This is a genomic window from Azospirillum sp. 11R-A (genome assembly GCF_049472615.1).
Classification (GTDB): Bacteria; Pseudomonadota; Alphaproteobacteria; order Azospirillales; family Azospirillaceae; genus Azospirillum; species Azospirillum palustre.
In genome coordinates, this window is record NZ_JBCEBL010000025.1 from 98,182 (window position 1) to 122,202 (window position 24,021).

20 protein-coding genes are annotated in these 24,021 nt (G+C 68.1%); 6 read left to right on the forward strand and 14 right to left on the reverse strand.

The features are described from left to right. Window positions 1-76 precede the first annotated feature (76 nt). Window positions 77-886 carry a substrate-binding periplasmic protein gene (locus VH569_RS26985; protein ID WP_423319382.1) on the reverse strand — a complete coding sequence of 270 codons (810 nt, stop codon included), beginning with the start codon at window positions 884-886 and terminating at the stop codon, window positions 77-79. A 490-nt stretch (window positions 887-1,376) separates the two neighbouring features. Between VH569_RS26985 and VH569_RS26990 the strand changes: the two genes are divergently transcribed. Beyond that, window positions 1,377-4,739, forward strand: a complete 3,363-nt coding sequence (locus tag VH569_RS26990) for a response regulator (RefSeq protein WP_423319384.1) — start codon at window positions 1,377-1,379, stop codon at window positions 4,737-4,739. Window positions 4,740-4,812: 73 nt separating this feature from the next. After that, window positions 4,813-5,781 carry a response regulator gene (locus tag VH569_RS26995; RefSeq protein ID WP_423319386.1) on the forward strand — a complete coding sequence of 323 codons (969 nt, stop codon included), beginning with the start codon at window positions 4,813-4,815 and terminating at the stop codon, window positions 5,779-5,781. Here the strand turns inward: VH569_RS26995 and VH569_RS27000 are convergent. From VH569_RS27000 to cobD, 4 genes are all read right to left on the reverse strand, one after another. Then, entirely contained in the window at window positions 5,744-6,940 is a 1,197-nt protein-coding gene (locus tag VH569_RS27000) for a PP2C family protein-serine/threonine phosphatase (protein WP_423319388.1), read from the reverse strand. The genes VH569_RS26995 and VH569_RS27000 overlap by 38 nt on opposite strands. 3 nt (window positions 6,941-6,943) lie before the next feature. Next, window positions 6,944-7,294 carry an STAS domain-containing protein gene (locus VH569_RS27005; RefSeq protein WP_423319390.1) on the reverse strand — a complete coding sequence of 117 codons (351 nt, stop codon included), beginning with the start codon at window positions 7,292-7,294 and terminating at the stop codon, window positions 6,944-6,946. Window positions 7,295-7,350: 56 nt separating this feature from the next. After that, window positions 7,351-8,805: a sensor domain-containing diguanylate cyclase gene (locus VH569_RS27010; protein WP_423319392.1), complete on the reverse strand. Its 1,455-nt coding sequence runs from the start codon at window positions 8,803-8,805 to the stop codon at window positions 7,351-7,353. A gap of 136 nt (window positions 8,806-8,941) precedes the next feature. After that, window positions 8,942-10,060: a threonine-phosphate decarboxylase CobD gene (cobD, locus tag VH569_RS27015; protein WP_423319395.1), complete on the reverse strand. Its 1,119-nt coding sequence runs from the start codon at window positions 10,058-10,060 to the stop codon at window positions 8,942-8,944. A gap of 65 nt (window positions 10,061-10,125) precedes the next feature. On the opposite strand from cobD, the gene cbiB reads away from it, so the two are divergent. Continuing rightward, window positions 10,126-11,088 carry an adenosylcobinamide-phosphate synthase CbiB gene (gene cbiB, locus VH569_RS27020; RefSeq protein WP_423319397.1) on the forward strand — a complete coding sequence of 321 codons (963 nt, stop codon included), beginning with the start codon at window positions 10,126-10,128 and terminating at the stop codon, window positions 11,086-11,088. 4 nt (window positions 11,089-11,092) lie between these two features. Here cbiB and VH569_RS27025 read toward each other — a convergent pair whose 3' ends face one another. Continuing rightward, the gene (locus VH569_RS27025) at window positions 11,093-11,671 is read right to left on the reverse strand and encodes a hypothetical protein (protein WP_423319399.1); all 579 of its coding nucleotides are present in this window, start codon (window positions 11,669-11,671) and stop codon (window positions 11,093-11,095) included. A 208-nt stretch (window positions 11,672-11,879) separates the two neighbouring features. Between VH569_RS27025 and VH569_RS27030 the strand changes: the two genes are divergently transcribed. The 3 genes from VH569_RS27030 (at window position 11,880) to VH569_RS27040 (ending at window position 18,380) form a co-directional block, all read left to right on the forward strand. Next, a complete protein-coding gene (locus VH569_RS27030) occupies window positions 11,880-14,195 on the forward strand; it encodes an MHYT domain-containing protein (RefSeq protein WP_423319412.1) in 2,316 nt (771 codons plus the stop codon). Between the two features lie 166 nt (window positions 14,196-14,361). Continuing rightward, window positions 14,362-17,169 (forward strand): penicillin acylase family protein, encoded by a 2,808-nt coding sequence (locus VH569_RS27035; RefSeq protein WP_423319401.1) that lies wholly within the window; start codon window positions 14,362-14,364, stop codon window positions 17,167-17,169. Further along, on the forward strand, window positions 17,166-18,380 hold the full coding sequence (locus VH569_RS27040) for a threonine ammonia-lyase (protein WP_423319403.1): 1,215 nt from the start codon (window positions 17,166-17,168) through the stop codon (window positions 18,378-18,380). Before VH569_RS27035 ends, VH569_RS27040 begins: the two co-directional genes overlap by 4 nt. 12 nt (window positions 18,381-18,392) lie before the next feature. On the opposite strand, the gene VH569_RS27045 is transcribed toward VH569_RS27040, so the two are convergent. From VH569_RS27045 to VH569_RS27080, 8 genes are all read right to left on the reverse strand, one after another. Then, window positions 18,393-19,160, reverse strand: coding sequence for an ABC transporter ATP-binding protein (locus tag VH569_RS27045; protein WP_423319404.1), 768 nt, complete (start codon window positions 19,158-19,160; stop codon window positions 18,393-18,395). Beyond that, entirely contained in the window at window positions 19,148-19,900 is a 753-nt protein-coding gene (locus VH569_RS27050) for an ABC transporter permease (RefSeq protein WP_423319406.1), read from the reverse strand. Before VH569_RS27050 ends, VH569_RS27045 begins: the two co-directional genes overlap by 13 nt. Before the next feature lie 41 nt (window positions 19,901-19,941). Then, window positions 19,942-20,982: an ABC transporter substrate-binding protein gene (locus tag VH569_RS27055; RefSeq protein WP_423319407.1), complete on the reverse strand. Its 1,041-nt coding sequence runs from the start codon at window positions 20,980-20,982 to the stop codon at window positions 19,942-19,944. A 183-nt stretch (window positions 20,983-21,165) separates the two neighbouring features. Beyond that, window positions 21,166-21,294 carry a hypothetical protein gene (locus VH569_RS27060; RefSeq protein ID WP_282187234.1) on the reverse strand — a complete coding sequence of 43 codons (129 nt, stop codon included), beginning with the start codon at window positions 21,292-21,294 and terminating at the stop codon, window positions 21,166-21,168. 169 nt (window positions 21,295-21,463) lie between these two features. After that, on the reverse strand, window positions 21,464-21,751 hold the full coding sequence (locus VH569_RS27065) for a DUF1330 domain-containing protein (protein WP_423319408.1): 288 nt from the start codon (window positions 21,749-21,751) through the stop codon (window positions 21,464-21,466). 99 nt (window positions 21,752-21,850) lie between these two features. Further along, complete coding sequence (locus VH569_RS27070) at window positions 21,851-23,245, reverse strand: NAD(P)(+) transhydrogenase (Re/Si-specific) subunit beta (RefSeq protein ID WP_423319410.1); 1,395 nt, start codon at window positions 23,243-23,245, stop codon at window positions 21,851-21,853. A gap of 4 nt (window positions 23,246-23,249) precedes the next feature. Continuing rightward, window positions 23,250-23,669 carry an NAD(P) transhydrogenase subunit alpha gene (locus tag VH569_RS27075; RefSeq protein ID WP_042704241.1) on the reverse strand — a complete coding sequence of 140 codons (420 nt, stop codon included), beginning with the start codon at window positions 23,667-23,669 and terminating at the stop codon, window positions 23,250-23,252. Between the two features lie 13 nt (window positions 23,670-23,682). After that, window positions 23,683-23,961, reverse strand: a complete 279-nt coding sequence (locus VH569_RS27080; RefSeq protein WP_423319414.1) for a hypothetical protein — start codon at window positions 23,959-23,961, stop codon at window positions 23,683-23,685. Between the last annotated feature and the right edge of the window lie 60 nt (window positions 23,962-24,021).

A 24,021-nucleotide genomic window follows, 5' to 3' on the forward strand; every position in this document is an offset into this window, starting at 1 on the left:
TGGGTGGGTTGATGGATGGCCCTCTCTACCCATCCTAGACCGGATTTATCCCGCAGCCGCATTCGTGCAACGCGGCTCAGTCCCGCGCCACGATCGGGGTCAGCTTGTAGCGGGCGGCGATGCTCTCCAGCCGTCCATCCGCCTTGATCGCGGCAACGAAGGTGTTGACCCGGTCCAGCCAGGCTGCATCGCCCGGCGCCACCGCATAGGCGTAGGGTGTCGGTTGCACCGGCACATCCGGCACGATCAGCCGTGCCCAGGGGTGGAAGGCCAGCATGCGCTGTCCATAGGGATAATCGGTCAGGAAGGCGTCGGCACGGCCGGACTGCACCTCCTCCTCCCGCTCCTGCGGACGGGTGACGGCGACGATGCGCGCGGCCTTCATGGCGGAGCGGGCGTAGCCGTCCATGTAGGTGTCCTTCTGCACCACCACGACATTGCCGGTGCGGTCCAGATCCTCCCACCGCTGGATGCCGCCATTGGTCTGGGTGGTCACCGCATAGATGCCGCTGCGCAGATAGGGCTGGCTGAAGGCGACCTGCTGCGCCCGTGCACGGGTAGCGCCGATGGCGAACATGCCGATGTCGCAGCGGTCGGCCAGCAAATCCTCGATGAAGCGGGGAAAGCTGCTTTCCACCACCGTCAGGCGAACGCCCAGATCCTTGGCGAATTCCTGTGCCAGTTCCGCATCCAGCCCCTCAAGCGCACCGGTGCGTGGATTTCGGAACGAGATCGCATAGTAATCGGGCCACGAGCAGACACGAAGTTGCTTTTGTTCTGCAATTTTCTGAAGTCTCCCGTCCGCCGCCATGGTCGGCGCTACGATTCCGACCGACAGAACCGACAGAATTGAGAAGCTGACCGCCCAAAGGCCGCGCGTCGCCATGTCACACCTTTCGTTAACCAACCATCTCTGTTCTTTGCGACCTGGAAGCAAGACCGCAAAACCGCAGCGGTATCTTATCATCGACCGGCTCGCAACGGCAGCGGATGCTTGGCGTCGGGTGTGTGTAGCTGCTATTGTCCCAGACGCAAACTTCGACCAAGAGCTTGGGCCCAGCGCATTGATCCGACTGCGATCCGGTTGCGGACCGCAGATGACGGACGGGTTCGGACCCATGCAACATGCGGCTTGGTCGCTCCACCACATCTGACCGTCCGGAACGAACGCCCTGTCCTCGTCCCCAGTCAAAGCGGATCTGAAGGGTCTCTTCGAAAAGCGGGGCGGCGTCATCGCCTTCGCCCTTCTTGCGGTTTTCGCCCTGCTGATCAACCAGGGCCAGCAGCTGATCACCGCGCGCCAGGCGGCCCTCGACTCGGCCGAGGCCAGCCTCGCCAGCCTCGCCGCGGCGCTGGAGGTCTCGACCACCCGCACGGTGCAATCGGTCGACGTGACCCTGTCCTCCATCGTCGACGCTCTGTCGGACGCCAACTGGACGGGGGAGGACGGCGCGCCCGGTCCCGACGTGACGGCCATGCTGACGGACCGGCTGCGCCGGTCGCCCCACCTGCGCGGGCTGACCCTGCTCGACCGCACCGGACGGATCGTCGCCACCACCGAAGGTGCTTACCCCGCCGCCACCTATCTGACGGAACTGGACGTGTTCCGACTGCAGGCGGCTGCCCAGGGCAACGGGCTGGTCATCGGCGATCCACGCCCCGGACGCAGCCTGATCGACCGCGCTCCGGCGGGCGAACGGTCGGGCCGCTGGCTGCTGCCGATGAGCCGCGCCCTGCGTGAGGCAGACGGCACGCTGCAGGCGGTCGTCGTCGCCACCGTCAATCCGGATTACTTCCAGGGCCTGTACCGGGCGGTGCAGGGTGGCACCGGCGCGGGAATGGGCGACCGGATCGCGCTGTACCGCTATGACGGCACGCTGCTGACCGTCCAGCCGCAGATCGGGGACGAGATCGCCAAGTCCTTCGCCGCCACCCCGCTGTTCCGCCATTATCTGCCACAGGCGGAATATGGCGTGTTCCGCCACTCCGGGACCGATGTCGGCGCCGGCCCGGGAACGCGAATCGTCGCCTACCGGACGACTCCGGTCTGGCCGCTGATCCTGACGGTCAGCGTGCGCACGGACACGGTTCTGGCCCCCTGGCGCGACAATCTGCGGATGGCGTCGCTGCTGTCCGGCGGCATGATCCTGCTGCTCAGCCTGTTCGGGCTGCTGCTGGCCCGCTCCCTTGCGGCACAGCGCGAACAGGGCAAGGAACTGGAAGAGACCAATGCCCGCCTGTCCGCCATCGTCGATACCGCGGCGGAGGGCATCGTCACCGCGCGGCCGGACGGCGTGATCGAAGCGGCCAACCCGGCCGCCCATGCCATCTTCCGCTGCGCGCCGGGCGAGCTTGTCGGCCGGCCGGTGGTGGATTTCCTGCCGACGGACAGGCGGTCCGGCATCTCCCGCGCGCTGGAGGAGATCGCGCGCGGCCGCCACGCCATGGACCTCGCTACCCGCGGCGAGATCATCGCGCTGCGGGTGGCGGCCGACGATGCCGGGGATCGGACGGAAAGCTTCCCGCTGGCCTACTCGATGGCCTTGGTCAAGACCGCCGCCGGCCCGCTTTATGCCGCCATCCTGCGCGACCTGACCGAGGAGAAGCGGCTGGAGCATACGTTGCGCGACGCCAAGGAGCGGGCGGAGGACGGCCAGCGCATCAAGATGGAATTCCTCGCGACGATGAGTCACGAGATCCGCACACCGATGAACGGGGTGATCGGCATGGCCGGGCTGCTGCTCGACACGCCGATGGAAGCCGAACAGCGCACCTATGCCGAGACGATCCGCGATTCCGCCGAATCGCTGCTGGTCATCATCAACGACATCCTCGACTTCTCAAAGATCGACGCCGGCCGGTTGGATTTGGAGGTTGGAGAGTTCGAACTGGTGCCGATGGTCGAGAGCGTCGCGGAAATTCTGGCGCCGCGCGCCGCGGCCAAGGGACTGGACCTCGCCAGCTTCGTGCCGCCGGGGCTGCGCGGTCCCCTGCTGGGCGATGCCGGCAGGCTGCGGCAGATCCTGTTGAACCTTGCCGGCAACGCCGTGAAATTCACCGATTCCGGCAGCGTCACCATCCTGTTGAGCGAGGAGCCCGACGAGCGGCAGGAAGCGGACGGTCCCGACGCCGGCAAGGCGGAAGACGGCGTCCGCGTCCGGTTCGAGGTGCGCGACACCGGCATCGGCATCCCGGAGGAGGAGCGGCCGCGCCTGTTCGCCATGTTCACCCAGGTCGATTCGTCCCCCGCCCGGCGCCATGGCGGCACCGGTCTGGGACTGGCGATCTGCAAGCGGCTGGCCGAGTTGATGGGCGGCCGGATCGGCGTGGACAGCGAGCTGGGGACGGGAAGCGTCTTCTGGGTGTCCGTTCCGCTGAAGCGCGGTGTCGGCAGCGCCCATCCGCCGGCCCCCATCGGCAACTGGGCGGGACGGCGCCTTCTGCTGGTCGATGACATCGCCGTCAACCGCGATCTGCTGACCCGGCAGATCGACGGCTTCGGCATCGTCGTCGAGACGGCGGAGAGTGGAGAGCAGGCGCTCGACCGGCTGGTCGCCGCCGCCCGTCTCGGCACGCCCTTCGATGCCGCGATCCTCGATCACCGCATGCCCGGCCTGACCGGACCGGAAGTGGCACGGCGTATCCGCACCATACCGGAACTGGCCGGCATCCGGCTGGCGCTCGCCTCCTCGCAAAGGCTGGAAGGGCAGGAGCAGGCGCCGGTGGACACCCACCTGCCCAAGCCGATCCGCTTCAGCACCCTGTGCCAATGCCTCGCCCGCCTGCTGGAACGGCCTGCGCTGTCGCTGGCGGGCGCCCCGGCCGCGTCCTGGCCCGATGCTGCGCCGGGGAGTGGTCCGGCCGCCGGGAACGTCATTCCGCGTCCGATCGACAGCCCGGCAGCGGTGCCGCCGACCGCCGCAAAAATCGATCCGGCCCCCAACGGCCAGCCGACGCCGCGCGTCCGCGTTCTGGTGGCGGAAGACAATCCGGTCAACCAGCAGCTGACACTGGCCCTGCTGCGCCGGGCCGGCGTCAGCGCGGAAGCGGTGTCCAACGGCGAGGAGGCGGTGGAGGCGGTGACCGCCCGGCCGTACGACCTCGTCCTGATGGACGTCCAGATGCCGGTGATGGATGGGCTGGCGGCAACGCGGCGGATTCGCAAGCTGTCCGGAACGGCGGCCCGGATTCCCGTCGTGGCGCTGACCGCCAATGCCATGCAGGGCGATGCCGCCATCTGTCTGGAGGCCGGCATGGACGACTATCTGTCCAAGCCGATCAACGCCCGCAAGCTGCTGGACACCATCGCCCGCTTCATCCCTCCGGCGGCGGACGGCAAGAGCGACGGCGCCGGCCAAGCCGCATCGCCACCGAAGGCGGATTCCGGACCCGCCACCGTCAACACCGAGAAGATCGAGGAACTGCGCGATGCGCTGGGCAAGGACGGCTTCGCCCTGCTTCTCGAAACCTTCTTCGGCGACAGCCCGCAGCATCTCGATCTGCTGCGCGCAGCCATTGCACGCGGCGACCGCACCGGAATCGAGCGGGAAGCCCACATCCTGAAGGGCTCGGCCGCGAATGTCGGCTTCGACCGGATGGCGGAGACCGCTCATCATCTGGTCGACGCTGCCCGCCGTGGCGACCTCGACGCCCTGACCGCCACCGCGGGCGAACGCGTCGCCGACGAACTGTCGGCGGCACGGAAAGCAGCTGTGGCGCTTGTGGCGACTGACGATTGATGTCTACAACTGGCAATGCTGCGACGCAGTGCCGCCGGTGATTGTGCGATTACGGCGGTTTCGGTAAAATGCCATGGAATTTCCCAAATCGCGCCCCGAACCGCTGGAGTACACGCCGACCATGGCCGATGCCGTCACCGCTCTGGTCGTCGATGACGAGGAAATGACCCGCGCCATCGTCGCCGGCTATCTGTCCCGCATCGGCTATCGAACGCTGGAGGCGGAGACGAAGGCGCAGGCCTGGGAGATCCTGTCGGCCAGCGGATCGACGATCCATGTCGTGCTGCTCGACCGCCGGCTGTCCGACGGCGACGGACTGGAACTGTACGAGCGGATGAAGCGCGAGCCGCATCTGGCCGACATCCCCGTCATCGTCCAGACCATCTCAGACAGCAGTTCCGAAATCGCCGCGGCGATCCGTGCCGGCGTCTTTTATTACCTGATCAAGCCCTATGACGGCGCCCTGCTGCGCTCCGTCGTCCGTGCGGCGGAGGAGACGACCGGAAGGTTGAAGAGCCTGCAAGGCGACCTGCGGTCACGCTCCGACGCCATCGGCCTGCTGCGCGACGGGCGCTTCCGCTTCCGGACCCCGCAGGAGGCGCAGAATCTTGCCATCACCCTGTCGTCGGTCGCCGCCACCGCTCACAGCCTGACCTTCGGCCTGTCGGAGATATTGGTGAACGCGGTGGAACACGGCAACCTCGGCATCGGATTCGAGGCAAAGGGACGGCTGAAGGCCAGCGGCATGCTGGCGCGCGAGATCGAAGCGCGGCTGGCCTCGGCCGAACATTGCGAAAAATACGCCACCTTGCATGTCGAGCGCACCGACAGCCGCGTCATCTTCACCGTCACCGACATGGGATCGGGCTTCGATTTCAACCGCTACCTGTCGGTCGATGCCTCGCAGTCGGATGCCACCCATGGCCGCGGCATCGCGCTGGCCCGCATGGTCGGTTTCGACCAGCTCACCTTTGTCGGCAACGGCAACCGCGTGGTCGGCATCGTCAATCTGGACCGGACCGCGGACGGACGCTCCGGCTGATCCACAGCACCGTCAGATCGTCGGCCAGCAGCCGGGGCACGGTCGCGAAATAGCGGTCGAGCATACGGCCCAACGGACGCTCCAGTTCATCGTCGCCGAGCCCCCGCACCAGATCGGTCACGCCGTCATAGCCGAACATCTCGCCGTCCCAGCCACGCGCCTCGTACAGCGCGTCGCTGAACAGCAGCAGGGTCGAGCCGGGCGGGAAATCCAGGCAGTGGTTGCGGTATCGCGCCTCGCCCGCCAAGCCCAGGGGCAGACCGCAACTCGGCCCCACCTCCAGCCCGCCGTCCCTGTGGCGGACCAGCGGCTTCGGCGCGCCGGCGGTGGCGTAGACCAGCCGGTCGGCACCGACATCGACCACGGCATAGATCATCGCGGCGAACTGCGCCTCCGGCAAAAGCCCGACCAGCAGACCGTTCAACGTGCGTAGCGTCTCGGCCGGATCGTCGGCCGGAAGGTCGGTGCGGGCCAGCAGCGCGTGCAGCCGGAAGGTGTTCAGCGCGGCCGCCACCCCGTGGCCGGTGAAGTCGCACAGAAACAGGGCGAAGCGCCGGTCATCGAGCGGACGCGCACCCCACAGATCGCCGCCCAACTCCGAACTCGATTCGAAATGGCTGTCCATCGCGATGCCGTAGCGTCCCTCCAACGACCGGCAGGCAGAGGCATCCGGCAGCAGTCCCAATTGCATCTGCCGCGCCAGCGCCATCCGCTGCATGGCGCCGTGATGGTAGCTGTGCAGGCTGCGGATAACCTCCTGAAGGGAGCGGTCGAGGCGGCGCCTCTCCAGATACACCGACAGGCGGGCGGACAGTTCCGCCAGCGTCAGCGGACGCGCCAGCAGGTCGGTCGCTCCTGCCCGCATCAGCTCCGCCCGGCGGGAGCCGCTGGCAAAGCGGCCGAGGACGAGGATGGGCACGTCACGCAGTTGCGCCATCTCCCGCAATCCCACCAGGAGATCCGGACCGAAGCCGGGCAGCCCGGCATGCAGAAGGAGAAGCTGCGGGGACTCGGCCGCGGCATCGGCAGCCGCCTGCACCAGCCCGTCGCCATCCACCACCGTGAGGCGTCGAACCCCCAGCCGGCCCAGGACATCGCGCAGCGGCCCGGCGGCGGATGGGCGAGGATGGCCGATGACGACCGGCGGACCGCCGCTCACCGGTCAGAACTCGCAGGGAATGATGGTGTGGAACTCGGAAATCTCGATCAGGTCACGGACCTGACCGCGCGGATGCTTCAGGCGGAAGGTGATGCCGGCCTGCCTGGCAGCGTTGTTCGCCATCACCAGAAGCCCCAGCCCCGCGGAATCCATGTAATCGATGGCAGACAGGTTGAGAACGCAATCTGCGATGCCTGCCTTCTCCCATCCCGCGAGGATCGTCCGGAAATCGGTGTCGGCTTCGAAGGTGATTTGTCCGCGCATCTCCAGTTCGCGCAGGGTGCCGCTGTCATGCACCGTGTAGTCCATCGCCCCGTCCCACATTGCCAGCCGCCAACCCGACGGCCCGGCCACCGAGACGTCTCCACGATCAAGGATAGCATAGCGCGGAACAGGAACCAGCCGGAAGGCTACATTCCAGGCTCGAACACCGCCACAAGGTTGCGGCCGAGATGCTTGGCGCGATAAAGCGCGAGGTCGGCACGATGGATTGCCCGCTCCAGCGTGTCGGTCGCACCCTCCAGCCCGGCGATGCCGATGCTGACCGTCAGACGGAAGGTGCCGTCCGGCGCCTCGATGGGCATGCGGGCCAGATGGCGGCGCACCCGTTCGGCCACCACGCGGCTTTCATCGGCGGTCGCACCGGGCAGGACCACCACGAACTCCTCCCCGCCCAGCCGGCCGAGGATGTCGTATTCCCGCAGGATGGCCTGACAGCCGGCCGCCACCATGCGGAGCGCATCGTCGCCGGTGGCATGGCCGAAGCTGTCGTTGATGCGCTTGAAATGGTCGACGTCGAGGACGAAGACCGACAGCGGCTCGTGGAAGCGATGGGCGCGGGCCAACTGGGCGCGGGCCATGTCCATGAAGGAACGCCGGTTGAAAATGCCGGTCAGGGGATCGCGCGACGCCATGTCGCGCAGCGCCTCTTCCATGCTGCGGCGTTCGGTGTAGTCGTAGATCCAGGCCAGATTGACCGCCGTGCCCTGGATCACCGCCTGATTCACCGTGAACAGGGTCCAGAAGGGCGACCCGTCGGCCCGCCTGAACTGAACCTCCATGTTGGTGACACCGCCACCGCCGCGCAGCCGCTCCAGCACGCGCAGGCGCTGGTGGCTGTCGAGGTAGTAATCGCGGGCGCGGCTGCCGATCAGCTTCTCGCGCGGCAGGCCAATCAGCTCGGCGAAGCGGGTGTTGACGAAAATGATGCAGCCGTCGTCGCGGCGGGACACCGAAACGCCGATAGGGCTCTGTTCGAGGATGGCTTCAAGCCGCTCCTCGTTCGGATGCAGGGCATCCAATTCCCGGCTGACACCGGCAATGCCCGACTCGTCACGGAAGTTACCCATGGCCGGGAAGCGGGTCGCACCCTTCGCCACAAGGACCGGCGCCTCGTACCGGACATTGCCGCCATAGTCCAGCAGCGTGCCGGTGGCCGGACTCCCAGCCTGCGATGCAGCCTCGTCCGCAAGCATGGCCTGCCGATACACCGCATCGACGTCCGTCACCGTCACCAGCCGCAGGCTTTCCGCCCCTCCTTCGGCCTTCGCGCCGGACGGAAGCGAGGTCCAGGGCGCCTCCTCCACCGTCACCCGGCAGACGGTGCCGTCGTTCCGCAGCGCCCGGTGCGCCCGCGCCGGATCGGCGGCCGGACCGCCGTCGTCGCAGGTGTCCAGCCCGAACTCGCACAGGCTGCGTCCCGGCAAACCACCCGGTTCGCAGGCCAGCAGCGTATGGAGCGCCGGATTCGCATGATGAATGATCCCCGAAGCCGCGACGACGCAAACCCCGACCGGAAGGCGGTCAAGGATCGACAACGCGGCATCGCGTCCGTCATGCGCATCACGGCCGGAGATCATTGCCATGCAACCCGGAACCGGCATGGCCGAGAGTGTATCATTGACTTTTGATTCCCCGCAGCGCCGGTGGTTTCCGACAAGGTCGAACTGGAAGAGCCGGACTTCTAAGAACGGTTGAGTGTATAAAATTTTCGGCGATTGTTCAAGACGCGGACATTTTACAAGGTTGCATCGCCCAAACTTGTTTCCGGACAAGCGCGTCATCAAGACGCTGCCATGCCGCATCGTCTTCCGGCAGTCCGAACCGCAGCCAATCCGGCCGGTGCTCGAACCGGCGCACCAGGATTCCGGCTTCGCCCAGTGCCCGATAGAGCGCTGGCGCCCGACCGTCCTCGACAAGACGGAACAGGTCCGTCCCGCCAACCACCCGCAATCCGGCTCCCGCCAGCAGCCGGTCCAACTCCGCCGCGGCATCCGTCAGGCGATTGCGCGTGGCTGCGATCCAGCCGCGGTCGCTGAGGGCCGCCGTGGCGATGCTCAGCCCCGGACCGGACACCGCCCAGGGTCCGATGGCCTCGCGCAATGCCGCCGCCAGATCGGCCGGGGCGAGCGCTATGCCCAGGCGCAGCCCCGCCAGCCCGAAGAACTTGCCGAAGGAGCGCAAGATGACCAGCCCCGGCCGGCCGGCATGCGCAGCGGCACTATCGTCCGGCCGCATATCGGCGAAGGCTTCGTCCACCACCAGCCAGCCGCCGCGCGCGGCCTGCGCCGCGGCAAGCTCCAGCAGCCGGGCGACAGGCCAGCTCCGGCCATCGGGGTTGTTGGGGTTGACGACGACCAGCACGTCGGCTTCCGCCACGTCCGCCACCATCCGCACGTCGTGGCCGGCCAGCGCCCAGCAGCGGGCATGCTCGGCATAGGTCGGCCCCAGCACGGCCACGCTGCCCGGCGCACGCAGTCGCGGCAACAGCTGGATCAGCGCTTGCGAACCGGAGGCCGCGGCAACCAGCTCCGCCGATGGCACGCCGTAGCAATCGGCCGCCGCCGCGCGCAGCGCCGCCTCCTCGCCCCGGCCGGGCAGCCGGGTCCAGGCGTCCTGCGGCACCGGCGGCAGCGGATAGGACCAAGGGTTGATGCCGGTGGACAGATCGACCCACGGCAGCGGCGCACCGGGAAAGGCGGCACGGGCACCGTCCAGGTCGCCGCCGTGCAGAAGGGCGCCGCCGGTCGCCTCACCCTGCCCCCGCGGGTCCGCCACAGGCAGGTCCGCTCCAAGCGGGTCCGCCATGTGCGGCTTGGTCGCCGGGCTGTCTTCGGCCATGATCGCGCTCCTCATTTCCCCGTCGCGCGGCCAGCGGGCCGCCCCAATCCTGGAACGTCCCTGCCGTGCCGCTGCATCCCTTCCTGCTCGCCACCGCGCTGATCATCGAGGCGGCGGTCGGCTATCCCGATCCACTCTACGCCCGCATCCGTCACCCGGTCGTATGGATCGGAGCGCTTATCGCCCAGTTGGACGGCGCACTCAACCGTGAGACCGACGGCTTCGACCGCCGCAAGGCGTTCGGCGTCCTGGCCGTGCTGGTGCTTCTGCTGACGGTAGGCGGAGTCGCGGTAGCGGTGGCCTGGGCCTGCCGGCTCCTGCCCTTCGGCTGGCTGGTCGAGGCGGCGCTGGCGTCCACCCTGCTGGCCCAGCGCAGCCTGCACGACCATGTGGCGGCGGTCGCCAAGGGCTTCCGCACCGCCGGGCTGGAGGGCGCGCGCAAGGCGGTGTCGATGATCGTCGGCCGCAACCCGGCCACTCTGGACGAACCCGCCGTCGCCCGTGCCGCCATCGAGAGCCTTGCCGAGAATTTTTCCGACGGGGTGGTGGCGCCGGCCTTCTGGCTGCTGGTGGGCGGGTGGCCGGGTCTGGCGCTCTACAAGGCGATCAATACGGCGGACAGCATGATCGGCCACCGCACCCCGCGTCACGAAGCCTTCGGCTGGGCAGCGGCACGGCTGGACGATCTGGTCAACCTGCCGGGATCGCGCCTGACCGCCCTTCTGCTGGTGGGTGCCGCCTGGATGACGGGAGGGTCGGATGCGCGGCAGGCCTGGGCGTCGGTGAGGCAGGACGCCCACCGCCACCGTTCCCCCAACGCCGGCTGGCCGGAGGCGGCGATGGCCGGTGCGCTCGACCTGCGGCTGGGCGGCCCGCGGGTCTATGGAAACACCCGGATCGAGGATGTCTGGCTCGGCGCGGGACGCACCGCCGCCACGCCGGACGACATCGGCCGGGCACTGGCGCTCTACCGCCGCGCCTGCGTGCTGCTGATCGCCGGGGCGCTGGTGCTGGCCGTGCTGGGGTGACCGCTCACCCCCGCCCCGCCCGCCGCACCATCAAGGACAGGCGCCGGCCGACCCGGCGCGCGAACTGACGGACCGCGATCAGCAGTCCGCGTGCGGCGCGGACGGGAGCGGTTTCCTTCAGCCAGGCGAGCCAGGCCGTCACCCGCACATAACCCCAGGCGAACCAGCCGATGGTCAGCAGCTTCGGCTTGGCGATGTGGAACAGCCGCTCCACCAGCGTGATCTTGACCAACTCCGCCCCGATGATCACGCCGGCGCCGGCTATGGGGCGGCCTGTCGCGAACAGCCAGGCGCCGACCGGCTTCGCCGGCTCCAGCAGGGCCAAAGGCACAAGCACGAGGACCAGCGACGGATAAGGTCCAAGCCCCGCCACCCATTGCCCGAATCGCGCGAACAGCGGCAGCCGCGCGATCCGGCGGGCGACCGGACGCACCACCCAATAGGCCAATGCGTCCAGCAGGAAATACGCGACCGCGAACAGTGTCGCGACCGGACGCAACAGGCGGGACAGCAGTCGGCGCGGCGGCGGCGGTTCGGGGGAGGCGGGACGGTTCTGCGCCCCGGGAGGGGGAGTGCTGTTCATTGGAAATATTCCGCCGGAGGTCCTAGGTCCCTTCTACCACGAAGGCGAGCCTTTCGTTCGTGGGAAGGGGCTGGCACCTTCAGCCAAATTGTTTCCGTAAACGCACAATCGAGTCCGCTCCCTCCCCGAACGATCCCACACAACAGCCAAAGCGACCGTGCCCGGCCATTACGACCCCCTCCTCGTCGCATTATCCTATGTGATCGCCGTGTTCGGCGGTTATGTGGCGCTGGATCTTGCCCATCACTCCCGCAGTGGCACGGCAGGCCAATCCCTCGTGTCGGACCTCCGGAAGGCGACCGGAAGCGGTCCGGGCGACAAACGGCGATTGGCCGGTGCGGCGCTGGCGCTCGGTGCCGGAATTTGGTCAATGCATTTCATCGGCATGCTCGCCTACCGCAGCGACATGCCCATCGGCTATGACGCCGGGCTGACTGCGTTGTCCTTCGTGCTGGCCGTCGGCGTTTCGGGAGCCGGCCTGTTTGCGGTAGCGCGAAACCGCCATAACAACTATTTTAAATTGCCGATTGCGGGCACCCTGACAGGGCTCGGCATCGTCAGCATGCATTATGTGGGAATGGCGGGAATGCGCATGGACATGGACCTGTCCTATGACGTGGTTCTGGTCGCTGTTTCGGTGATCGTCGCCATCGCCGCCTCGACCGCGGCGTTGTGGCTGGCCTTCCGGACCAGCCGCCCACTGCAACGCGCCTCCGGCGCCGTGCTGCTGGGGCTGGGGGTGGTGACGATGCACTACACCGGCATGGCCGCCGCCGGGATGGAGCCGATAACGGAGCTGAGCACCGCCATTGGAGGCGCGGACGCCAACCCGACCGTCCTTTCCCATGCGGCGTCCCACTCCGGCCAGGGCATCGCGCTGTCCTCTTCTCTGCTGGCGATCATGACCGGGATGGGGACGCTGCTTCTGCTGTCGCTGGCGATGCTGTCATCGATGCTCGACCGCCGGCAGCAGGCGGAGCGGTCGGCGGAGCAGGAAGCGCGATACCGTGCCATCGTCGATACCGCGGTGGACCCCATCGTCCTGATCGACGACCGGGGCATCGTGGAGTCCTTCAACTACGCGGCGGAGAAGACCTTCGGCTACCGGGCCGAGGAGGTCATCGGGCGCAACATCAACATGCTGATGCCGGAGCCCTACCGCAGCGCCCATGACGGGTATCTCGACCGCTACCACCGGACGGGCGAGCGGCGGATCGTCGGGATCGGCCGCGAGGTGGACGGTCTGCGCAAGGACGGTTCCACCTTCCCGCTCGACCTGTCGGTGGGCGAATGGCATGTCGGCAAGCGCCGCATGTACACCGGCATTATGCGCGATATCACCGCCCGCAGGGCGTCGGAGGAAGCGATCCTGCGCGCCCGCGACGAGGCGGAGGCTGCGAAGGTCGAGGCCTTGCAGGCCCGCGACGATGCCCAGCGCGCCGACCGCGCCAAGACCAAGTTCCTGGCCGCCGCCAGCCACGACCTGCGCCAGCCGCTGCAATCGCTCTTCTTCTTCGCCCACGCCCTGTCGGACAAGCTGGAGGATCATCCGGCCGCTCCCCTGCTGGCCAGCATGACCGATTCGCTGAACGGGCTGCGGGTGATGCTGGACAGCCTGCTGGATGTCTCCCGCCTCGATGCCGGGGTGGTGAAGCCGAGCGTCACCGACTTCGCGCTCGGCCCCCTGCTGGAGCGTCTGACGGAGGAATACCGCATTCGCGCCGCCGAGTCGGGCCTGACGCTGCGCCATGTCCCGACGTCCGCCTGGACCCGCAGCGATCCCGCCCTGCTGGAACGCATCCTGCGCAACCTGATCGAGAACGCAATCCGCTACACCGAGCGCGGCGACATCCTGATCGGCTGCCGGCACCGTGCCGGCGCGTTGCGGCTGGTGGTTCTGGATCAGGGCATCGGCATCCCCGCCGACAAGTTCCAGGATATCTTCCAGGAGTTCACCCAGCTCGCCAATCCGGAGCGCGACCGCCGCAAGGGACTTGGGCTGGGGCTCGCCATCGTGCGCCGGCTGGCCGGGCTGCTGGACCATGGGGTGACGGTGCAATCCGTGCCGGGACGCGGCAGCGGCTTCTTCCTCGATGTGCCGACGGCGGTTCCGCGCCCGATCCCCAAGCCGGTGCGCGTCCCCGCCGAACTGCCGGATGCCAAGGGGCTGATCGTGGTCGTCGACGACGACACCATCATCCTGCTGAGCATGCGGGCGATGCTGGAGGAATGGGGCTACGAGGTGGTCGCCGCGGTGTCCGCCGACGAGGCCATCGCCTCGCTGCTGAATCTCGGCCGGCAGCCGGCGATGATCGTCGCCGACTATCGCCTGCGCGAAGGACGGACGGGGGTGGAAGCGATCCGCGACATCTACGGCGTCTGCGGCGTGCGCGTTCCCGCCGTGGTGCTGACCGGCGACACCGACCCCGCCCGCATCGCCGAGGTCCAGCGCAGCGGCCACCGGCTGATCCACAAGCCCGTCTCCGCCCCGATGCTGCGCGAGATCCTGACCACCGCTGCATAAGGCGGCAGATCTTCCACCCGAACCGGCGGCAGGGGCGCGAAAAAGCGCCCGACTCCACCGAAGCAACCCTGGACGGGCCGGCGGCCGGAAGACTAGCATCCGCCGCCCGACCGAGCCTCCCGGCGGCCCCCGCCCGTCGCCGCCCCCTTCTCTCCCACGGACCGTGATGCTGCGCCGTTCCCTGATCCGCGCCGGCGAGACCTGCGCTTTCCAACTCCGCGCCGCCCTGGCGCGTGCGCTGTCCCGCCCGGCCCCGCCCGTTGCCCCGCCTGCCGCTCCGCCCTACGACGGCTATCCGCCGCCGCCCCACCAGACTCAGCAGCCGGTCCAGTATCCGGGCGCGCCCTATCCAGGCGCCCCTTACCCGCAGGCGCCGCAACAGCCGGTCTATCCACCCCCAAACGCTTATCCGCCGAGAACCTACCCCCCCGCGGCCCATCCCATGGGTGCTCCGCCGCCCGGCCAGCCCTATCCCCAGCAGCAGCCGGCGCCGCCCTACGGCGTGCAGCCGCAACCGGTGCCGCCCCCTCGCACCTCCCGGCGCCCACGCCTGCGCCTGCCGCGGGGACGCTGGGGCAAGGTCGCGGCCGTCGCCGGTGTGCTTGTGCTGCTGCCGCCGGCCGGTCTGCTCGGCACCTATGTGTGGATGCGGGCTCAACAGCCGCAGACCAGCGGCACGGTCGCCATTCCCGGCAACGGCGCGCCGGCCGAGGTCGTGCGGGACAAGCAGGGTGTGGTCCATATCTTCGCCGCGACCGAACGCGACGCCTACCGCGCGCTGGGCTATGCCCACGCCCAGGACCGCCTGTGGCAGATGGAGACGATGCGCCGGGCCGGCGCCGGCCGGCTGGCCGAGTTGATCGGTACCAAATACGGCGACTTCGCGCTCCGCACCGACCGGCTCATGCGCACGCTGGGCGTCCGCCGCGCGGCGGAGGCAATGGCCGCCACCCTGTCGCCCGACGCCCGCACCGCCTTCGAAGCCTATGCCGAGGGCGTGAACGCCTATCTCGCCACCCGGTCGGAGGGGTTGCCGGTCGAATTCCAGCTTCTGCGTCACACCCCGGAGCCCTGGACCGTCGCCGACAGTCTGGTCTGGGCCAAGCTGATGGCGCTGCAACTGTCGGCCAACTACCGCGACGAGCTGTTCCGCTCCCGCGTTCTGGAACGGCTGTCGCCGCAACAGGTCGACGACCTGTTCCCCCCCGACGGCCCCGGTTCCCCCACCACGCTGGCGAGCGACCTGCGCGGCATGGATTTGCGGGAAACGGTGCGCCGCACCCTGGCGGCCCTGCCGCAGATGGGTTTCGACACCGCGTCGAACGAATGGGTCCTGACCGGCGCCCGCACCACGACCGGCAAGCCGATCCTCGCCAACGATCCGCATCTGGGTCTGGAAGCGCCGATCCTCTGGTATCTCGCCCGCATCGTCACGCCGGACTTCACCGTCACCGGCGCCACCGTGCCGGGCGTGCCGCTGACCATCCTGGGCCACAACGGCAAGGTCGCCTGGGGCTTCACCACCACCCACAGCGACACCCAGGATCTGTTCGTCGAGAAACCCGACCCGCAGGATGCTGCGCGCTACCTGACCCCCGACGGCAGCCAGCCCTTCGAAACGCGTGCCGAGACCATCGGCATCGCCGGCGAGGCGTCGCAGACGCTGACCGTCCGAACCACGCGGCATGGCCCCGTCATCTCCGATCTGGACGCCCCGTCCATCGACGGCAAGGCACCCGGTCCGGTGCTCGCGCTGTCCTTCCCCGGCCTTGCCGACGACGACACCAGCGCGGAGGCTCTCTACCGCCTGAATCATGCCGGATCGGCGGAGGGCGTGCGCGACGCGCTGCGCCTGCATGTCGCCCCGCAGCAGAACGTCGTCTATGCCGATGTGAGCGGAGAGGTCGGCTTCATCACCCCCGGCCGGGTGCCGATCCGCCGCAAGGGCGATGGCCGCGTGCCGGTTCCCGGCTGGACCGGCGAGTATGACTGGACCGGCTTCCTGCCTTATTACGCCCTGCCGCAGTCGGTGAATCCGCCGACCGGGCAGTTCGTCAACGCCAACAACGCGGTGGTCGGGCGCGACTATCCCTATCGCCTCGCCACCGAATGGCCGGATCCCTCGCGCGCCAAGCGCATCGTCGAGATGCTGGGCAACGGGCGCCATTCGGTCGAGGATGTGGCGCGCCAGCAGATGGACATCGTCTCCCTGCCCGCCCGCGACTTCCTGCCGGACCTGCTGAAATACCCGACGCCGCCCGGCCTCGCCAGCGACGCGGCGGCCCTGCTCCGTGGCTGGGACGGCCGGATCGACCGCAACCGGCCGGAACCGCTGATCTTCGACATGTGGCTTCGGGAACTGGTCCGCGCCGTCTTCGCCGACGAGCTGGGCGCCGATTTCGCCTCCTACTGGGATCTGCGGCCGGAGGCGTTGCGCAATGTCCTGAACAACCGGCCGGAGTGGTGCGACGACGTCACCACGCCGCAGAAGGAAAGCTGCGCCGACGTGATCGGACGGTCTCTCGAAACGGCGGTCAAGGCGCTGGCCGAGCGTCACGGCTCCAGCATGAAGAGCTGGCGCTGGGGCGACGACCACACCGTCGCGCTGGTCCACCGCATGCTGAGCCGCGTGCCGCTGATCGGCGGCAAGGCCGACCTGTCGGTGGAGACCGACGGCGATTTCTTCACCGTCAACCGCGGATCGACCACCATCCGCGACCCCGGAAATCCGTTCCGCCATGTCCAGGGCGCCGGGTTCCGCGCGGTCTACGATCTGGCCGATCTCGACAATTCCCGGTTTGTGATCGCCACCGGCCAGTCCGGCAACATCTGGTCCCACCATTGGGGCGATCTCGTCACCCTGTGGCGCGATGGCGGTTCGTTGCGTATGGCCGGCGACCGTGGCACGCTGGTCTCGGCAGGGGCGGAGGTGCTGACACTCACACCACGCAATACCGGGACAAACACGAAATGACCATAACGCTGGAGGACGTGCGCGCCGCGGCGGCGCGCATCGCGGGACACCTGCCCCGAACGCCCACGGTTCCGGCTCCCCGCCTGGGGGACATGGCGGGTTGCCGGATGCATGTGAAGCTGGAAAACCAGCATGCCACCAGTTCCTTCAAGGAGCGCGGCGCGCTGAACAAGCTGCTGTCGCTGGGCGAGGCGGAGCGCCGCGCCGGCGTCATCGCCATGTCCGCCGGCAACCACGCCCAGGCGGTGGCCTGCCACGCCACGCGGCTCGGCATCCGCTCGACCATCGTCATGCCGGCCTTCACCCCCTTCACCAAGGTGGAGCGGACCGAGAATCTGGGCGCCACCGTCGAACTGCATGGCGAGACGCTGAGCGAGGCCGCCGCCTTCGCCCATGAGCTGGCGGCGCGCGACGGGCTGACCTTCGTCCATCCCTATGACGACCCGCTGGTCGCCGCCGGCCAGGGCACCGCAGCGCTGGAGCTGCTGGAGGACGTGCCGGACCTCGACGTGCTGGTGGTGCCCATCGGCGGCGGCGGGCTGATCTCCGGCATGGCGACAGCGGCCAAGGCGCTGCGGCCGGATCTGGAGATCGTCGGGGTGCAGTGCAGCCTCTACCCGGCGGTGCGTCAGGCGCTGGCCGGCCAGCCGATCACCTGCGGCGGTGCCACGGTGGCGGAAGGCATTGCCGTGAAGGCACCTGGCGCCCTGACCCTGCCGATCATCCGCGCCCTGGTCGACGACGTGGTGGAGGTGGGAGAGGCCCGGCTGGAGGAAGCGGTCTATCGCCTCGCCACCGTGCAGAAGCTGGTCGCCGAGGGGGCCGGGGCGGCGGCGCTGGCCGCGGTTCTGGAAGATCCGCAGCGCTACCGCGGCCGCAAGGTCGGCATCGTGCTGTCGGGCGGCAACATCGACTCCCGCATCATGGCGCAGGTGCTGATGCGGGGGCTGGTCTATGAGGGCCGCATCGTCCGCCTGCGCATCGGCATCACCGACGCTCCCGGCGCGCTCGCCCGCGTCACCCGCCTGCTGGGCGAGGCCGGCGCCAACATCGTCGAGGTCCACCACCAGCGCCTGTTCCACAACGTGCCGGTCAAGATGGCGGAAGTGGACGTCGTGCTGGAAACCCGCAACCAGACCCATGTCGATGCGCTGATCGCCAGGATGAAGGACGCCGGCTATCCGACCAGCCTGATGATGGAGGTGGGGTAAGCCCCCACCCCGTCAGATGCTGTAATTGTCCGCGATCTCGGAGCGCAGCTGCTCCACCTGATCGCGGAACACCGCCCCATCCCGGCCGGCACTGTTGCGCACGTCGCGCACCACGCGGGCCGGGGTGCCGCCCAGCACGATGATGCGGTCGGCCAGATGGACCGCCTCTTCCAGATCGTGGGTGACGAACAGAACCGTCTTGCCCGTCTCCTGGTGGATGCGGCGAAGCTCGTCCTGGAGATTGTGGCGGGTGATGGCGTCGAGCGCGCCAAAGGGCTCGTCCATCAGCAGGATGTCCGGGTCGACCGCCATGGCGCGGGCGATGCCGATGCGCTGGCGCTGGCCGCCCGACAGCTCGTAGGGCCAGCGGCGGGCATAGCCGTCGAGCCGCACGAGCTTCAGCGCGGCTTCCGCCCGGTGGCGCCGCTCGTCGCGGCTGACCGGCAGCCCCTCCAGCCCGAACTCCACATTGCGGATCACCCGGCGCCAGGGCAGCAGACGGGCGTCCTGGAACACCAGACCCACCGGGCGATGGCCGGGGCGCTGGTCCTGGTGGATGGTGACGCCGCCGCTGCGCGCGGTGTGCAGCCCGGCGACAACGCGCAGCAGGGTCGACTTGCCGACGCCGGACGGGCCGACGATGGCGACGAAGCTGCCGCGCTCGACCGACAGGTTGACATCGACCAGCACCGGCGGCGCGTCCTTGCCGTAGCCGATGGACACGTCCTCGAGGTCGATGACCGATGCGGTTGCGGTCTTGGAAAGGGTCACCGCTGCCATGAGAGCACCCGCGACTGGACTTGCATGAACAGGAAATCCGACACGCCGTAGAGCAGCGCGATGGTGACCATGTAGAGCACGACGATGTGGGTCGCCAGCAGGCCCGACGCCTCCATCATCCGCATGCCGAGGCCGGAGATGCCGAACAGCTCGGCGGCGACCACGGTCATCCAGCCCTGCCCCAGCCCGGCGCGCAGGCCGGACAGGATGCCCGGAAGGGCACCCGGCAGGATGATCTTGAACAGGCGCGGGATCAGTCCGCCCTGGCCGAAGGCATAGCCAAGCTCGATCAGGTCCTTGTCCACCCCACGCACCGCGGCATAGCTGGCGTAGTAGTTGATCCAGAACACCGTCAGCGCGATCAGGAAGGACGCCGCCCCCTCGCTGACGCCAAACCAGATGATGGCGAAGGGGATCCAGGCGATGGCCGGGATCGGGCGCAGCATGCGCACGACCCAGGCCTGGAAGGCGTCCCACTTGCCCCACAGCGCGGCGGCCGTGCCGAACGACACGCCGAGGAAGGTGCCCAGCGACAGCCCGACCAGATAGTGCGACAGGCTGGCCAGCACCATCGCCTGCCAGATTCCGCTCTTGAACTCGGTCAGGAAGGCGGCGGGCACCGCGCTCGGCGACGGCAGCAGCCGGGCCGGCACCACGCCGCTGCGCGCCACCGCTTCCCACGCCAGCAGGAAGACGATGACGCCCAGCGCCGACAGGGCGATCTTGTTATAGGTCTTCATCGGCTTGTCATCGGCTTGTCGATGTCCCTCGCACGGCCGCCTTACTTGACGGCAGCGTCGTAGAAGCTGAAATCGAAGGCCTCGGCCACCGGAACCGTCTCGGACGCCGAGCCGATCTCCTTGGTGTAGGCCATCATCTGCTCGACCGCCGGGACGACCTTGTGCGGATCGGCGACGAACTTCGACCCTGGCCCCTTGAAAGCGGCTTCCAGCGTCGCCGGCTCCATCAGGCCCTTGCCGAGATAGTTGTTCACGATCTTGGCGGAACCGGCCGGGTCCTTGACGATCAGGTCGACCGCGCGGATGTGGGCCTTGACCAGCGCCTTGATGGCATCGGGGTTCTTCTTCAACACCTCGGCGCGGGCGGAAACCACGGTGCCGGGCTGGTCCGGGAACATCTGGGCGCCGGTGGCGAGCAGCACGACGTTCGGGTCCATCTGCTGGGTGACGGTCACCGTCGGCTCGCGGATGGTGGCGGCGTCGAGCGCGCCGGCCAGCAGGGCCTGCTGCGTCTTCTCAATGCCCATCGGCACCAGCTCGACATCGGCCGGATCGACCTTCACCACCTTGAACAGCCAGTGCTTCAGCACGGTGTCGGGAACCGAGCCCGGCGGCTGGGTGCCGATCTTCGGCTTACGGCCGGTGTCGGCGACGAATTTCTTGAAGGACTCCGCGGTCGGGGTGGTTCCCACCGCCTTGGCGAAGGGACCGCGGGCGGCGACCACCATCTCCTCCACCGCCGAATTGGCGATGACCGAGATTTCGGCGCCCTTGGTCCGGGCGACCAGCACGGGAGCGACACCGGCATAGAGCAGGTCGATCTGGCCGGCGGCCATCGCCTGGATGGCGTGCGGGCCGGATTCGAAACGGGTCAGCTTCAGCGCGATCCCGGCATCCTTGGCCCAGCCCTGCCCATCGACGATGAACAGCGGCGATGCCGCCAGAATGGGAATGTAGCCGATTTCCAGCTTCACCGGGTCGGCGGCGTGCGCGGTGCCCGGCATGACGGCAGCGGTCGATGCGGCAGCCGACGCGAGGGCGACCAGGGCGGCAAGGGTGGAGCGGCGAGTCAAGCGGAGCATCGGATCGTCCTCGGCTAAGGTTCCGACGCTATTTAGCACGGTTGCCCGAATGGAGAAGAGGGATTTTCACATAACAGGAAAAGGGAATTGGCGATTTAACACGTTATCTCCGTGTTATCCTTGGACCGAAACCGCCTGGAACCGCGGAAAATGTGGGTTCGGCGCGGCACTGGCGGTTCGGCTTCAGGTCTCGGTCAGCAGGTAGAGCGACACACCGCAGAGCGAGACTCCCACCATCAGGATCGCCATGGCGATGCGCGTCCAGAGCGTGATGTGCGAATCGAGCGGGTCGGAGAGATCGTCGTCATCCATGGTCGGGTTTCCGTCACTGTGGGGAGCCGGCGGAAGGCAGACCGCCGGCTTTCGGTGACGGTAAGCGTTAACGGTGCCGTGTTGCGGCGATGTGTCCCGCGGACGGTCCTGTGTAACGCTTGGTAACTGTGCCCCCGGTCGATCCAGGCTGGGCGTTACAGCCGGGACGTCACAGGCCCTCCACCACGATCATCTTGAAATCGGCGGCGTCGCGCCGGGCCTCGCGGGCCTTGCGGTATTCCGGGCTGTCGTAGAAGGCCTTGGCGGCCGCCACGTCCGGGAATTCGAGGATGACGATGCGGTTGGGCTGCCAGTCGCCTTCCAGCACCGCCGTCTCGCCGCCACGGCTGAGGAAGCGTCCGCCATTCCTGGCAATCGCGTCGGGGGTCAGCGACTTGTAGACCTCATAGGCGACCGGATCGGTCACGCGCACGTCGGCGATGATGTAGGCGGCCATCGGTTCCACATCCTTTTTTATGGTCTTTGAGCCCAAAAGAAACGGGCGCGGGAAGCCTCGCCTCCCGCGCCCGGTTCGGTCAACCGCTTGATGTACCGGTCAGGCTTCCATCGCCTTGACGACCTCTTCGGTGACCTTCTTGGCGTCGCCGAACAGCATCATGGTGTTGGGGCGGAAGAACAGCTCGTTCTCGACACCGGCATAGCCGGCGGCCATGCCGCGCTTGATGAAGAACACCGTCTTGGCCTTTTCCACATCCAGGATCGGCATGCCGTAGATGGGCGAGGTCGGATCGGTCTTGGCCGCCGGGTTGGTCACGTCGTTGGCGCCGATGACGAAGGCGACATCCGCCGTGCCGAAGTCGCGGTTGATGTCCTCCAGCTCGAACACCTCGTCGTACGGCACGTTGGCTTCGGCCAGCAGCACGTTCATGTGACCGGGCATGCGGCCCGCCACCGGGTGGATGGCGTACTTCACGTCCACGCCCTCATGCTTCAGCACATCGGCCATCTCGCGGAGCGCATGCTGGGCCTGGGCCACCGCCATGCCATAGCCGGGGACGATGATGACCGACTGGGCGTTCTTCATGATGTAGGCGGCATCCTCCGCCGAGCCGGCCTTGACCGAGCCCTGCGGACCCTTGGCGGGACCGCCGGCCGCGGCACTCTCGCCGCCGAAGCCGCCGAGGATGACGTTGAAGATCGAGCGGTTCATGCCCTTGCACATGATGTAGGACAGGATGGCGCCCGAGGAKCCCACCAGCGCACCGGTGATGATCAGCAGGTTGTTCTGCAGSGTGAAGCCGATGCCGCAGGCCGCCCAGCCCGARTAGCTGTTCAGCATCGAGATGACCACCGGCATGTCGGCGCCRCCGATCGGCAGGATCAGCAGGAAGCCCAGCGCCAGCGCCACGAYGACGATCAGCCACATCGCRGCATCGGCGTTCGACTGCACCAGCCAGCCGATCAGGAKGACGGTCAGCACGCCRAGCGCCGCGTTCAGCGGATGCTGCATCGGGAAGACCAGCGGCTTGCCGGTGACSAGACCCTGGAGCTTGGCRAAGGCGACGATGGAGCCGGTGAAGGTGATCGCACCGACCGCGGTGCCCAGCGCCATTTCGATCAGCGAGCCCTTGGCGATGGCGCCGCGGACGCCGATGCCRTAGGCCTCCGGCGAGTAGAAGGCGGCGAGCGCSACGAASACSGCGGCGAGRCCGACCAGCGAGTGGAAGGCGGCGACCAGCTGCGGCAGCGCCGTCATCTCGATCTTCTTGGCCACCACATAGCCGATGGCGCCGCCGATGGCGATGCCGAGCACGATCATCCARTAGGACTGGACGATGGGCGAGGCCAGCGTGGTCAGGATGGCGATGGTCATGCCGACCATGCCGTAGATGTTGCCCTGRCGCGAGGTCTCCGGGCTGGAGAGCCCGCGCAGCGCCATGATGAAGCAGATGGAGGCGACGAGGTAGAGAAGGGCSGACAAGGTTTCCATGGTCTTACTTGCCCTTCTTCTTGAACATGGAGAGCATGCGCTGGGTCACGAGGAAGCCGCCGAAGATGTTGACGGACGCCAGGATGACGGCGAGAAAGCCGAGGACCTTGGAGAAGCCGAAACCGGCSGGTCCGGCGGCGACCAGCGCACCGACGATGATGACCGACGACACGGCGTTGGTGACGGCCATCAGCGGCGAATGCAGGGCCGGGGTGACGCGCCAGACGACGTAGTAGCCGACGAAGCAGGCCAGAACGAGCACCGTCAGGCCGGTGACGAAAAAGCTGCCATGGCTGGCGGCCTCGGTGACAGGGACCGGCGACAGCTGCGCCACCTGCACGGCCAGGGCATCGACCTGATTGGTCAGGGCCGCCAGGGTCTGGCGGAACGCGGCGATGTTGCTTGCGGGATCCGGGTGTTCCATGGGATCCGCCTCCTCACGCGGGTTGCGCTTCGCGGGCGTCCGCGAAGGCAGGATGCACGATGGCGCCGTCGCGGGTCAGCGCGATGGCCTTGACGATCTCGTCGTCCCAGTTGACGGTGACGCCGGAATCTTTCCCGTGCAGCGACGTCAGCAGCGCCAGCAGGTTCTTGGCGTACAGGAGCGACGCGCTCTCGGCGATGCGGCTGGCGTAGTTGGCATGGCCGACGATCTTCACACCGTTGGCCGTGGTCACCACCNGGGCTGCCTGCTGGCGCTTGTAGTCGTCCGACATCTCCTTGGCGTAGCCGCCGGCGGTCTCAGCCTGATTGAACTCGTCGTTCTCGACGGCGAC

What these genes read in the sequence shown, in the direction of transcription:
- VH569_RS26985 (WP_423319382.1), bottom strand. Translation starts at nt 886, where the DNA reads ATGGCGACGCGCGGCCTTTGGGCGGTCAGCTTCTCAATTCTGTCGGTT.
- VH569_RS26995 (WP_423319386.1), top strand. Translation starts at nt 4,813, where the DNA reads ATGGAATTTCCCAAATCGCGCCCCGAACCGCTGGAGTACACGCCGACC.
- VH569_RS27010 (WP_423319392.1), bottom strand. Translation starts at nt 8,805, where the DNA reads ATGGCAATGATCTCCGGCCGTGATGCGCATGACGGACGCGATGCCGCG.
- cobD (WP_423319395.1), bottom strand. Translation starts at nt 10,060, where the DNA reads ATGGCCGAAGACAGCCCGGCGACCAAGCCGCACATGGCGGACCCGCTT.
- VH569_RS27025 (WP_423319399.1), bottom strand. Translation starts at nt 11,671, where the DNA reads ATGAACAGCACTCCCCCTCCCGGGGCGCAGAACCGTCCCGCCTCCCCC.
- VH569_RS27035 (WP_423319401.1), top strand. Translation starts at nt 14,362, where the DNA reads ATGCTGCGCCGTTCCCTGATCCGCGCCGGCGAGACCTGCGCTTTCCAA.
- VH569_RS27040 (WP_423319403.1), top strand. Translation starts at nt 17,166, where the DNA reads ATGACCATAACGCTGGAGGACGTGCGCGCCGCGGCGGCGCGCATCGCG.
- VH569_RS27045 (WP_423319404.1), bottom strand. Translation starts at nt 19,160, where the DNA reads ATGGCAGCGGTGACCCTTTCCAAGACCGCAACCGCATCGGTCATCGAC.
- VH569_RS27050 (WP_423319406.1), bottom strand. Translation starts at nt 19,900, where the DNA reads ATGAAGACCTATAACAAGATCGCCCTGTCGGCGCTGGGCGTCATCGTC.
- VH569_RS27055 (WP_423319407.1), bottom strand. Translation starts at nt 20,982, where the DNA reads ATGCTCCGCTTGACTCGCCGCTCCACCCTTGCCGCCCTGGTCGCCCTC.
- VH569_RS27060 (WP_282187234.1), bottom strand. Translation starts at nt 21,294, where the DNA reads ATGGATGACGACGATCTCTCCGACCCGCTCGATTCGCACATCACGCTC.
- VH569_RS27065 (WP_423319408.1), bottom strand. Translation starts at nt 21,751, where the DNA reads ATGGCCGCCTACATCATCGCCGACGTGCGCGTGACCGATCCGGTCGCC.